Below are 12,323 nucleotides of genomic sequence, written 5' to 3'. Positions count from 1 at the left end.
CCTACTGCTGGACAGTTCGTTGATCGCACACGCTTCCCGTTCGTTGAGCATTATCGGTGCCGGCCTCGCCGGGTCCCTGCTGGCCATCCTGCTGTCACGGCAGGGCTGGCGCATCACCCTGTACGAACGCCGCGGCGATCCGCGCATTGCCGACTACGAGAGCGGTCGTTCGATCAACCTGGCACTGGCCGAACGCGGGCGCAACGCCCTGCGCCAGGCGGGAGTGGAAGACGAGGTGATGGCGCGCGCGGTGATGATGCGCGGGCGCATGGTGCATCCGCGCGAAGGCGAACCGCAGCTGCAACGCTACGGCCGCGACGACAGCGAAGTGATCTGGTCGATCCATCGCAGCGACCTGAACACCACGCTGCTGGAACTGGCCGAACAGGCTGGCGCGACCGTACACTTCCACCGGCGCCTGCACACCGTCGATTTCGATGCCGGCTACGCGCGTTTCATCGACGACCGCGATGACAGCCCGCACGATATCCGCTTCGACACCCTGATCGGCGCTGATGGTGCCGGCTCGGCACTGCGCGCTGCAATGAACCGGCGCGCGCCGCTGGGCGAGGACATCGCCTTCCTCGACCACTCCTACAAGGAACTGGAAATTCCGCCGGCCGCCGACGGCAGCTTCCGCATCGAGCGCAATGCGCTGCACATCTGGCCGCGTGGCCACTACATGTGCATCGCGCTACCCAACCACGAAGGCACCTTCACCGTCACCCTGTTCCTGCCCAACCAGGGCGACCCCAGCTTCGCCACGGTCAACACCGGCGCGCAGGCCGAGGCGCTGTTCGCGCGCGAGTTCGCCGATACCCTGCCGTTGATCCCGAACCTGCGCGCGGACTGGGAACAGCACCCACCCGGCCTGCTTGGCACGCTGACGCTCGATCGCTGGCACCAGCAGGGCCGCGCCGTGCTGATCGGCGATGCTGCACATGCGATGGTGCCGTTCCACGGCCAGGGCATGAACTGCGCATTCGAGGATTGCGTGGCTCTGGCCCGCCATCTGATGGAAGCGGACGACCTGGAAGGCGCGTTCCAAGCCTTCGAAGCCGAGCGCAAGCCGAACGCGCGCGCAATCCAGCAGATGGCGCTGGAAAACTATCTGGAAATGCGTGACCGCGTGGCTGATCCCGCGTTCCTGCTGCAACGCGAACTGGAACAGGAACTGCAGCGACGCTGGCCGACCCGCTTCGTGCCGCACTACACGATGGTCACCTTCCTGCACACGCCCTATGCCGAGGCACTGCGCCGTACCGAGCTGCAGCGCGACCTGCTGACGGCTGCCACCGCGGGCCACGATTCACTGGACAACATCGACTGGGCCGCGCTGGAAGCGCAGATCCACGCGCAGCTGCCGGTCCTGGAGGGCGCACACTGATGGCCGACAGCTTCCTGTTCTACGATCTTGAGACCTTCGGCCAGGACCCGCGCCGCACCCGCATCGCCCAGTTCGCGGCGATGCGCACCGATGCCGATCTCAACGTGATCGACACCCCGGTCAGCTTCTTCGTGCGCCCTGCCGACGACCTGCTGCCCTCGCCGATGGCCACCCTGGTCACCGGCATCACCCCGCAGCAGGCCCTTGCCGAAGGCATCAGCGAGGCCGAAGCCTTCGACCGTATCAACGAGCAGCTGTCGCGCCCGGGCACCTGCGCGCTGGGCTACAACACCCTGCGCTTCGACGATGAGTTCGTCCGCTACGGCCTGTTCCGCAACTTCCACGATCCGTACGAACGCGAGTGGCGCAACGGCAATTCGCGCTGGGATCTGCTGGACATGCTGCGGCTGATGCGCGCGATGCGCCCGGAGGGCATCCAGTGGCCACTGCGCGATGACGGCGCAACCTCGTTCAAGCTCGAACACCTGGCCGAGGCCAACAACGTGCGCGAAGGCGATGCGCACGAAGCGCTGTCAGACGTGCGCGCCACCATCGGCATGGCGCGGCTGTTCAAGCAGTCGCAGCCGCGGCTGTGGGAGTACGCGCTGAAGCTGCGCGACAAGCGCTTCGTCGGCAGCCTGCTGGACGTGACCGCGATGAAGCCGGTGCTGCACATTTCCATGCGCTACCCCGCCAGCCGCCTGTGCGCGGCGCCGGTGCTGCCGCTGGACGTGCACCCCACCATCAACAACCGGGTGATCGTGTTCGACCTGGACGGCGACATCGACGACCTGCTGGCACTGCCGGCCGACGTGATCGCAGAGCGCCTGTACATGCGCGCCAGCGAGCTCCCCGAGGGTGTTGCACGGGTGCCGCTGAAGGAGGTGCATCTGAACAAGGTGCCGGCGCTGATCGCCTGGAACCACCTGCGTGCCGATGACCACGAGCGCCTGGGCCTGGACGTGGCAGCCATCGACGCCAAGATCGAGCGCCTGCGCGAATTCGCCCCGCAGCTGGCGGAGAAGGCGCGCCAGGTCTACAACCAGCCGCGCATGGCCACCGTGGCCGATGTCGATGCATCGCTGTACGACGGCTTCCTCGGCAACGGTGACAAGCCGCTGCTGGCGCTGGCCCGCACCACGGCGCCGGAACAGCTGGCCGCACTGGAAGGCCGCTTCCGCGACCCGCGCCTGCCCGAACTGCTGTTCCGCTACCGTGCGCGCAACCATCCCGACAGCCTCGCGCCGGCTGAACGCCAGCGCTGGCAGGATTACCGCCGCCAGCGGCTGCTCGGAGACGGCGGCCTGGGCGAACTCAACCTGCCCCAGTACCAGCAGCAGCTCGATGCACTGGCCGCCGAAGCGCCTGATGACACCCGGCGCCAGGCCCTGCTGCAATCGCTGCGCGACTGGGGCCAGCACCTGCAGGAGACGCTGTGAGCACTTATTTCTCGGACGCCAGCTTCAAGTTCCTGCGCAGCCTTGCGCGGCACAACGAAAAGGCCTGGTTCAACGATCACCGCCAGCAGTACGAAGACCACGTACGGCAGCCGTTCCTGCGCCTGCTGGGCGACCTGCAGCCGGCGCTGGCCGAGGTCAGCGGGCACTTCCGCGCCGATACCCGGGGCGTCGGTGGCTCCCTGTTCCGCATCCATCGCGACGCGCGCTTCTCCAATGACAAGTCGCCGTACAAGACCTGGCAGGGCGCTCGACTGTTCCATGAGCGCCGCCGCGAAGTGGCCGCGCCTTCGTTCTACGTGCACCTGCAGCCCGGCGAGAGCTTCGTCGGCGCCGGCCTGTGGCATCCGGAACCGGAAACCCAGCGCCGCGTGCGTCACTTCATCCTCGACAACCCGGGCAGCTGGAAGGCGGCCGCGCATGCTCCCGCGCTGCGCAAGCGCTTTGATTTCGAGGAGAGCGAGAAGCTGGTGCGGCCGCCGCGCGGCTTCCCTGCCGACTTCGAGTTCATCGACGACCTCAAGCATCGCAACTGGGTGATGTGGCGCTCGCTGGACGACGACACCATGACCGGCCCGCGCCTGCTCTCCACCCTGGGCAAGGACCTCGCCGCGCTGGGCCCATTCGTCGATTACCTCTGCGCTGCGCTGGACCTGGAGTTCTGATGACTCAGGAACTGCCCCTGGCGCGGCAGCGGCGCCTGCTGGGCCGTACCGGCCTGCAGGTCTCGCCGATCGGCCTGGGCTGTTCCGGCTTCTGGGGCCACCGCCGCTTCGCCGAGGGCGACGCGGCCGCCGTCGTCGAACACGCGCTTGCGCAGGGCGTGAACCTGCTCGACACCGGTCACAACTATTCGGGCTTCCACGCCGAGCCGCGCCTGGGCCGCATTCTTCGCCCGCTGCTGAAGCAGTACCCGCGCGACGCGCTGGTGATCTCCAGCAAGGGGGGCACGCTGACCGGCCAGGCCGGCATCAGCGGCGCCGAACAGCGCAATTTCTCGCCTGCGGCCATCACCGCCAGCTGCGAAGCTTCGCTGCGCAACCTCGGCCTGGACCATCTGGATATCTACCAGTTGCATGGCGCCAGCGAACACGACATCAACGACGACCTGCTGGGCGCACTGCAGCGCCTGCGCGAGCGCGGGCTGATCCGGCATACCGGCATCAACACCCACTCCGCGTCGACCCTTCACTGGATGATCGCCCACCCCACCGCCTTCGATCTGGTGCTGCTGGACTACAACGCCCTGCAGCAGGACCGCGAACCGCTGATCGACCAGCTGCACGCCGCAGGCATCGGCGTACTGGCAGGTACCGTGCTGGCACAAGGCCACCTGCTGCCCGCACGTGCGCGCCTGCCGCGGCTGGCCGACGCCTGGTACCTGGCGCGCGCCTGGCTCAAGCCCAGCAGCCGGCAACTGATGCACAGCGCCCGCCAGATGCGCAGCGCCGTGGCCGCGATCCGCAGCCAGCGCCCCGCGCAGACCGCCTTTGCCTACGCGTTGGGACACCCGGGCGTGGCCAGCGGCATTCTCGGTACCACCCGCATCCGCAGTCTGGACGAAGTACTGGCGACACGACTGGAGGCACTGAGCGCTACCGAGCGCCAGCAGCTGGTGGACGCCTTTGGCGATGGCGGCGGTTCGCCCAGTCATTGAGTCTTCACCCCGCACTGCCGCCGTTGCGGCAGTCTGTCCAGCATGAAGAAGCTCATCGCACTGGTTGTGCTGCTGGTCCTGGCTGTGGCGGCCTGGTGGTTCGGCGGCCCGTACATGACCATCAATGGCCTGTCCAAGGCCATCGAGCAGCGCGACACCGCGCGCCTGGAACGTTACGTCGACTTCCCGCGCGTGCGCGGCAGCCTGCGCGCCCAGCTCAACGACTACCTGGTGCGCCAGGCCGGCCCGGAGGTAGCGGCCAGCCCGTTCGGCGCCCTGCTCTATGGGCTGGGCGATCAGCTGGGTGGTGCCGCGGTGGAGACGATGGTGACCCCGACCGGCATCGGCGCGATGCTGCAGGGCCACGTGCTGTGGAAGCGCGGTCGCAATGAACTGCAGGGCGGCGATGCCTTCGGCCCGACCGAACCGGCGCGTCCATTGAAGAACGCCGAGCATCACTTCGAAGCGCTGGACCGCTTCGTGATCGACGTCGATCGCGGCCCCGGCCAGCCCCCCCTGAAGGTGGTGCTGGAGCCGCAGGGCCTGCGCTGGAAGGTGGTGGACCTGCAGCTGGGGATGTCGCTCACGCATTGACCGGTAGATGCGCACCTTGGTGGGCATCGATCCAGGACGGCGCCAACCAAGGTTGGCAACTACCGGGGGCGCGGCGCTCTGGTGGACGCCCACCTCGGTGGGCGCGGATGCATGGCTTCAGCCTTCGTTGGCGACGCCGTGCGGCACGTGGCCGGCGGCCACGTGCTCGCGCGCACTGTCGATGTTGTGCTGCGAATCGTCGAAGAAGATGTCGGCACCGAAGGCCTGCAGGAACGGGCCCTTGTGACGGCCGCCCAGGAACAGCGCCTCGTCCAGGCGCACGCCCCACTCGCGCAGGGTGCGGATCACGCGCTCGTGCGCCGGTGCCGAGCGTGCGGTCACCAATGCGGTGCGGATCGGTGCGCTTTCGCCGGCCGGGAAGACTTCCTGCAGCGTATGCAGGGCCGACAGGAAGCCGCGGAACGGGCCGCCACTGAGCGGTTCGCGGGCACGCTCGCGCTCGTGGCGGCCAAACGCTTCCACGCCCTGCTCGCGCGAAATGCGCTCGCTTTCATCACCGAAGATCACTGCGTCACCGTCAAAGGCGATGCGCAGCTGCCCGGCCGGGCGACCGGTATCGATCTGGTCGGCCGCCGCCGCAGCGGTTTCACCCGGCGGCTTGGGCAGGATGGTGGCCGCGGCGATGCCGTGGCGCAGTGCGCTGCGCACCGATTCCGGGTTGGCCGACAGGAACAGATCGGTACCGAATGGCTTCACGTACGGCCAGGTTGGCTCGCCGGCGGTGAATGTCGCGCGGATGATGCCCAGGCCGTAATGCTGGATCGAATTGAAGATGCGCAGGCCGGTATCGGCCGAATTGCGCGACAGCAGGATCACCTCGACCCGCGGGTTCTCCGGGCTGGCGCCCTGGTTCAGCGCCAGCAGCTTGCGCACCACCGGAAAGGCCACGCCGGGGCCGAGGATGTCGTCCTCATGCTGGCGCTGGAATTCGGCGTACGCCGCCACGCCATCACTCTCGAACAGCGCGTGGCTTTCCTCGAGGTCGAACAGCGCGCGCGAGGTCACCGCGACGGTCAGCAAACGGGGGGAGTTGTCGCCCATCGGTGGGGGTCCTTCAAGCGGTCGGCGGGGCCGGCCGCCCATTGTCCTCAAAAAACGAACTGTTCGCTCAGAATCCGGTCTTCCAGGTTGTGCTCCGGGTCGAACAGCAGGGTCACGCGGCGGTCCTTCGACTCGCGGATGGTCACCTCGACCACGTCGCGGGTCTCGTGCGAATCGGCGGTCACGCTGACCGGACGCTTGTACGGATCAAGCACGCGGAAGCGCACTTCGGTATCCGCCTTCAGGATCGCGCCGCGCCAGCGCCGTGGGCGATAGGGCGCCAACGGCGTCAGCGCGATGGTGTGCGAGCCCAGCGGCAGCACGGGGCCATGCGCGGAATAGTTGTAGGCGGTGCTGCCGGCCGGGGTGGCCACCAGCACGCCGTCGCCGATCAGTTCGGCCACGCGCTCCTGGCCGTTCAGGTCGATGCCGATATGCGCGGCTTGCCGGGTCTGCCGCAGCAGCGAGACATCGTTGTAGGCCAGCGAACCGGTACTGGTGCCCGATTCGGTCAGCGCCACCATTTCCAGAGGGCGCAGGTTGGCCGGTTCGGCGCGCGCAATGCGGGCCTGCACGTCATCATCGCCACGGTACTGGTTCATCAGGAAGCCGACGGTACCCAGCTTCATGCCGAACACCGGCTTGCCCAGGTGCCCGTGCCGATGCAGGGTCTGCAGCATGAAGCCGTCGCCACCCAGCGGGCACAGCACGTCGGCCTGCTCCGGCGTGTGATCGCCATAACGCGAAATCATCGCCGCGCGGGCCATCTGCGCAGGTTCGGTGGTGCTGGCCAGGAAAGCGATGCGGGGGGTGTCGCTCATCGGTGGATCCGGGGGGAAGGCATGAGGGAGAGCATAACCGAGCGCCGGGGGTTGGACCCTGCGCGGCGGATGACCGGCCCGTCCGCCGGGACACGCCGTAAACCCATCCCTGGGGGCTCGGTCGCGCCATCCATGGCGCTCACGGTCCCGGCGGACGGGCCGGTCATCCACCTGGCAGGATGCCGGCCTCGGGTCAGTGATCGCAGAAAAGAAAGCAAAAACAGAACGGCCCCGCTTTCGCGGGGCCGCTGTGTTTAACGCATGCCGGGCAGCGCCCGGCGTTACATCACTTACGCACCATGCGCGGCCAGCTGGCCCAGGCGCTGCACCGCGACCGAAACGGTCGGGTAGTCCAGGGTCTTCTGCTCGGCCAGTTCGGCCAGCATCGCCAGGGTGAAGCGCAGGCTGTTGTCGTCGCGGCCCATCCAGGCTGCGACCTTGGCCTCCGCGCTGCCGCCCTTGGTGCCCAGCACCTGACCGGCCAGGTTGCGGTGGTTGGCCGCCAGTTCGTCACGCAGCACGCCACGTGCCACGGCGTGCCAACGGCCGTTGACCTCCAGCGCGTCGACCTGCTCGAACAGCCACGGCAGCTGCAGGGCATCGCCCAGGCGGAAGTGGACCTTGGATACGTCCACCGGCTTCAGCTTTCGGGTGCGGGCCAGTTCGATGATGTCGAACGCCGGCTCCAGGAAGTGCAGTTCGGCCAGCTGCTGCGCCAGCGCGGACGGCAGGCCCTTCTCCTTCCACTCGGCCACCAGGGCTTCGTAGGTCGGACGCTGCGAATCCGGCAGCACACCCGAGGCGACGCGGATGTCGTTGAACGGGCCCTGGTAGCGGTTGACCGCCTCGGTGATGCCCGGCATCGCGCCCGGGCGCGACAGCAGCCAACGCACGAACGAACGCTGCAGCTTCCAGATCACTTCCAGTGCATCGATCTGCACCGATTCCGGCACCTTGCCGTCGAGCGCGTCGATCTGCGCCCACAGCGCGCGGGCATCCAGCGTTTCGCGGCTGATGGTGTAGGCCTTGGCGACCTCGGCGATGGAACGGCCAGTGTCTTCCTGCATGCGCATCAGGAAGGTGGCGCCCATGCGGTTGATGGTCTGGTTGGTCACGGCCGTGGCGATGATTTCGCGCTTCAGGCGGTGACGCTCCATCGCGTCGGCGTACTTCTTCTGCAGCGGGGTCGGGAAGTAGCGCTGCAGTTCCTTGGACAGGTACGGATCTTCCGGAATATCCGAATCCAGCAGCTGGTTGAACGCCACCAGCTTGGAGTAGGACAGCAGCACCGACAGCTCCGGACGGGTCAGGCCGTGGCCGCGTGCCTTGCGCTGGGACAGCTCGGCATCGGACGGCAGGAACTCGATCTGGCGATCCAGCAGGCCCTGCTGTTCCAGCGTGCGGATGAAGTGCTGCTTGGAACCCAGGCGCTTGACCGCCATCCGCTCCATCAGGCTCAGCGCCTGGTTCTGGCGGTAGTTGTCGTTGAGCACCAGCTCGGCGACTTCATCGGTCATCGAGGCCAGCAGCTTGTTGCGCTGCTCGACGGTCAGCTTCTTGGCCCGCACCACATCGTTGAGCAGGATCTTGATGTTGACTTCGTGGTCGGAGGTGTCCACGCCGGCCGAGTTGTCGATGAAGTCGGTGTTGAGCAGCACGCCAGCCTGGGCGGCTTCGATGCGGCCCAGCTGGGTCATGCCCAGGTTGCCGCCTTCGCCCACCACCTTGCAGCGCAGCTCGCCACCGTTCACGCGCAGCGCGTTGTTGGCGCGGTCGCCGACATCGCTGTGCTGCTCGCTGGCGGCCTTGACGTAGGTACCGATGCCACCGTTCCACAGCAGGTCGACCGGCGCCTTCAGGATCGCGCTCATCAGATCGTTCGGCGACAGCGCCTTGACGTTGTCGTCCAGGCCCAGCGCTTCGCGCACCTGCGGGGTGATCTCGATCGACTTCAGGCTGCGCGGATAGACGCCGCCGCCCTTGCTGATCAGCTTGGCGTCGTAGTCCGCCCAGCTCGAACGCGGCACGGTGAACAGGCGCTCACGTTCGACGAACGTGGTGGACGCATCCGGGTTCGGGTCCAGGAAGATGTGGCGATGATCGAAGGCAGCGACCAGGCGGATGTGGCGCGACAGCAGCATGCCGTTGCCGAACACGTCGCCGGACATGTCGCCGACACCGACCGCGGTGAAGTCCTGGGTCTGGCTGTCACGGCCCAGCGCACGGAAGTGGCGCTTGACCGACTCCCACGCACCGCGTGCGGTGATGCCCATGCCCTTGTGGTCGTAGCCGACCGAACCACCGGAGGCGAACGCATCGCCCATCCAGAAGCCGTGCGCGATGGCCAGGCCATTGGCGATGTCGGAGAAGGTCGCGGTGCCCTTGTCGGCGGCCACCACCAGGTACGGATCGTCCATGTCGTGGCGCACGACATCCACCGGCGGCACGATCTTGTTGTTGACGATGTTGTCGGTGATGTCCAGCAGGCCCTGGATGAACAGCTTGTAGCAGGCCACGCCATTGGCGAAGACTGCATCGCGGTCACCATTGGCCGGCGGGGTCTTGGCGAAGAAGCCGCCCTTCGCGCCGACCGGCACGATGACGGTGTTCTTGACCATCTGCGCCTTGACCAGGCCCAGCACTTCGGTACGGAAGTCTTCGCGACGATCCGACCAGCGCAGGCCACCACGGGCCACGGCACCAAAGCGCAGGTGGGTACCTTCCACGCGCGGGCCGTAGACGAAGATTTCGCGGTACGGACGCGGCTTCGGCAGGTCCGGCACCAGCGCCGAATCGAACTTGAAGCTGATGACATGGCCGTGCTGGCCGTTGGCATCGGTCTGGTAGTAGCTGGTACGCAGCGTCGCGTCGATCACGCCCATGAACGAGCGCAGGATGCGGTCCTCGTCCAGGCTGGACACGCGGTCCATCAGCTTCAGCAGCGCATCGCGCGCGGCCTGCATCTGCGCGTCGCGGTCACCCTTGCGGGCGTCGACCACGGTCTTGAGCACCTTCAGGGTGGCGTCGTCGCCAGCAGCCAGCACATCGAAGTGGGCCTTCAGCTGGGCCTGGCCAGCCGCGATGTCGTCCTTGCTTTCATGGCCGGTGGCCGGATCGAAGCGGGCCTCGAACAGCTCGACCAGCAGGCGGGCCAGCAGCGGGTAGCGCGCGAAGGTGCCTTCCACGTAAGCCTGCGAGAACGGCACGCCGGTCTGCAGCAGGTACTTGCAGTAGCCACGCAGCATGGCGACCTGGCGCCAGTGCAGGCCAGCGGCCAGCACCAGGCGGTTGAAGCCGTCGTTCTCGGCATCGCCGTGCCAGACGCGGGCGAAGGTCTCGCCGAAGGCTTCATCGACGCTGGCGGCATCGATCGCGCCGGCGGTCGATTCGACCTCGAAGTCCTGCACGTACACCGGCGCGTTGTCGACCGACAGGCGGTACGGACGCTCGGCGATCACGCGCAGGCCCATGTTTTCCATCATCGGCAGCGCGTCCGACAGCGGAATGTCGTCCAGCTGGCGGTACAGCTTCAGGCGCAGGCCATCACCGCTTTCGCGCGGCACGGCCTGCAGGCTCAGGCGCAGGTCGTCCGGGCCGGTCAGCGCGTCAAGCTGGCTGACATCGTTGGCGGCAACGGCGGTGCTGTTGTCTTCGATGTAGCCGGCCGGCAGCGCCTTGCCGATGCGGGCGGCGATGCGCAGGCCTTCGGTCTCGCCATGGCGGGACACCAGCGCTTCACGCAGGTCGTCCTGCCAGTTGCGCAGCACCTGGGCCAGCTTCTGCTCCAGTTCTGCGGTATCGACGTCGAGCATTTCACCGGGCTTCGGGCGCACGATCAGGTGCACCTGGGCCAGCGGCGATTCGCCCAGCACCACCGAGCTGTCGACGTACTCGCCGTGCAGCGCGTCCTTCAGCATCGCTTCGATGCGCAGGCGCACGTCGGTGTTGAAGCGCTCGCGCGGCAGGTAGACCAGCGCGGAAATGAAACGGCTGTACTTGTCGCGGCGCAGGAACAGGCGGCTGCGCACGCGCTCCTGCAGGCCCAGCACGCCCATCGCGGTGCGGAACAGTTCGTCCTCGCTGGACTGGAACAGTTCTTCGCGCGGCAGGGTTTCCAGGATGTGGCGCAGGGCCTTGCCGCTGTGGCTGGCCGGAGCCAGGCCCGACTGCTTCATCACGTGCTCATGGCGCTGGCGCACCAGCGGGATTTCCCACGGGCGACGGTTGTAGGCGCTGGAGGTGAACAGGCCGAGGAAGCGCTGCTCGCCGATGATCTTGCCCCTGGCGTCGAATTCAAGCACGCCGATGTAGTCCATGTAGCCGGCGCGGTGCACGCGCGAACGGGCATTGGTCTTGGTCAGGATCAGCGCGTCCTTCAGGCCGGACGTGGCGTTCAGGCCCTGCGCGGCCAAGGTCTTGACCGGACGGGCAGCGGACTTGTCCTTGCCACGCATCAGGCCCAGGCCGGTGTCGTTCAGCGGCGCCAGCACGTCTTCCTTGCCCTGCTTCTCGACGCGGTACTCGCGGTAGCCGAAGAAGGTGAAGTGGTTGTCGGCGGCCCAGCGCAGGAATTCCTGTGCTTCCTTGCGCGAGGCGTCGTCGACGGGCAGTTGGCGCTTGCCCAGGTCGTCGGCCAGCGCCAGCGCCTTGTCCTTCATCAGCTGCCAATCGCGCACGATCGCGCGCACTTCCTCCAGCGCCTTGTTGATGGCCTGTTCGATGGCGGCCATGGCTTCGGCCGGTTGGCGGTCGATCTCCAGCAGCATCACCGACTCGGCATCACCCTCGCCGACCTTGACCAGCTTGCCGGCCTTGTCGCGGGTGAAGCGCAGCACCGGGTGGCCCAGCACGTGGACACCCACGCCCTGTTCGGCCAGGGACATGGTGACGGTATCAACCAGGAACGGCATGTCGTCGTTGACGATCTGCAGCACGGTGTGCGGCGATTCCCAACCGTTGGCCTTCGCGGTCGGATTGAACACGCGGACGTTGGCCTTGCCGGCCTTGCGGGCCCGGGCGAATTCCAGCGTCTCAGCCGCGAGAGCGGCCCACTCTTCAGCGCTGTGGTGCGGGAACTCGTCCGACTCCATGCGCTTGTAGAAGTCAGTGGCGAAGGCCACTGCTTCGGCCTGTGCGGCCGCGGGGTAGCGCTTGCGCAATGCCGTGTACACCGGCTCCAGGGAGAAACCAGCGGTCACTGCGACCTCCGACTCTGCTGGTTTGGTCTTGTTTTTCACGGTCTTGGCTGCGGTTTTTTGCGGTTTCATGGCAGAGCGATGCGCTTGCTCAGTTGGGAAAATGAAATTGTAGCCCTACCGCACGAAAAGGCCTTGCTGCAGGACGGA

8 protein-coding genes are annotated in these 12,323 nt (G+C 67.1%); 5 read left to right on the top strand and 3 right to left on the bottom strand.

Annotated features, from left to right (window positions below; all coding sequences use genetic code 11):
• Positions 1-19 precede the first annotated feature (19 nt).
• From AC5P8Z_RS08475 to AC5P8Z_RS08455, 5 genes are read left to right on the top strand one after another with little or no spacing between them, the layout of a single operon-like run.
• On the top strand, positions 20-1,387 hold the full coding sequence (locus AC5P8Z_RS08475) for an FAD-dependent oxidoreductase (protein WP_495228747.1): 1,368 nt from the start codon (positions 20-22) through the stop codon (positions 1,385-1,387).
• The gene (gene sbcB, locus AC5P8Z_RS08470) at positions 1,387-2,826 is read left to right on the top strand and encodes an exodeoxyribonuclease I (RefSeq protein ID WP_495228746.1); all 1,440 of its coding nucleotides are present in this window, start codon (positions 1,387-1,389) and stop codon (positions 2,824-2,826) included. The genes AC5P8Z_RS08475 and sbcB overlap by 1 nt, the downstream gene beginning before the upstream one ends.
• Positions 2,823-3,509 (top strand): DUF2461 domain-containing protein, encoded by a 687-nt coding sequence (locus AC5P8Z_RS08465; RefSeq protein ID WP_295568666.1) that lies wholly within the window; start codon positions 2,823-2,825, stop codon positions 3,507-3,509. Before sbcB ends, AC5P8Z_RS08465 begins: the two co-directional genes overlap by 4 nt.
• Positions 3,509-4,501: an aldo/keto reductase gene (locus tag AC5P8Z_RS08460; RefSeq protein ID WP_495228744.1), complete on the top strand. Its 993-nt coding sequence runs from the start codon at positions 3,509-3,511 to the stop codon at positions 4,499-4,501. The genes AC5P8Z_RS08465 and AC5P8Z_RS08460 overlap by 1 nt, the downstream gene beginning before the upstream one ends.
• Positions 4,502-4,543: 42 nt before the next feature.
• Positions 4,544-5,095, top strand: a complete 552-nt coding sequence (locus AC5P8Z_RS08455; RefSeq protein WP_295568662.1) for a DUF2939 domain-containing protein — start codon at positions 4,544-4,546, stop codon at positions 5,093-5,095.
• Positions 5,096-5,212: 117 nt separating this feature from the next.
• Here the strand turns inward: AC5P8Z_RS08455 and AC5P8Z_RS08450 are convergent, their stop codons facing one another.
• From AC5P8Z_RS08450 to AC5P8Z_RS08440, 3 genes are all read right to left on the bottom strand, one after another.
• The gene (locus AC5P8Z_RS08450) at positions 5,213-6,157 is read right to left on the bottom strand and encodes a 5'-nucleotidase (RefSeq protein WP_005410242.1); all 945 of its coding nucleotides are present in this window, start codon (positions 6,155-6,157) and stop codon (positions 5,213-5,215) included.
• Positions 6,158-6,204: 47 nt separating this feature from the next.
• Positions 6,205-6,978, bottom strand: coding sequence for an NAD kinase (locus tag AC5P8Z_RS08445; RefSeq protein ID WP_010480442.1), 774 nt, complete (start codon positions 6,976-6,978; stop codon positions 6,205-6,207).
• A gap of 290 nt (positions 6,979-7,268) precedes the next feature.
• The gene (locus AC5P8Z_RS08440) at positions 7,269-12,245 is read right to left on the bottom strand and encodes an NAD-glutamate dehydrogenase (protein WP_495228742.1); all 4,977 of its coding nucleotides are present in this window, start codon (positions 12,243-12,245) and stop codon (positions 7,269-7,271) included.
• Positions 12,246-12,323: the final 78 nt, after the last annotated feature.

The organism is Stenotrophomonas sp. YJH_SMC_17 (assembly GCF_059371655.1).
Note: the sequence above shows the minus strand (reverse complement) of the source record. Positions and strands in the feature narration are given on the sequence as shown.

Excerpts from the sequence above, each read along its gene's own strand:
- sbcB (WP_495228746.1), top strand. The coding sequence starts at position 1,387 with ATGGCCGACAGCTTCCTGTTCTACGATCTTGAGACCTTCGGCCAGGAC.
- AC5P8Z_RS08460 (WP_495228744.1), top strand. The coding sequence starts at position 3,509 with ATGACTCAGGAACTGCCCCTGGCGCGGCAGCGGCGCCTGCTGGGCCGT.
- AC5P8Z_RS08455 (WP_295568662.1), top strand. The coding sequence starts at position 4,544 with ATGAAGAAGCTCATCGCACTGGTTGTGCTGCTGGTCCTGGCTGTGGCG.
- AC5P8Z_RS08450 (WP_005410242.1), bottom strand. The coding sequence starts at position 6,157 with ATGGGCGACAACTCCCCCCGTTTGCTGACCGTCGCGGTGACCTCGCGC.
- AC5P8Z_RS08445 (WP_010480442.1), bottom strand. The coding sequence starts at position 6,978 with ATGAGCGACACCCCCCGCATCGCTTTCCTGGCCAGCACCACCGAACCT.
- AC5P8Z_RS08440 (WP_495228742.1), bottom strand. The coding sequence starts at position 12,245 with ATGAAACCGCAAAAAACCGCAGCCAAGACCGTGAAAAACAAGACCAAA.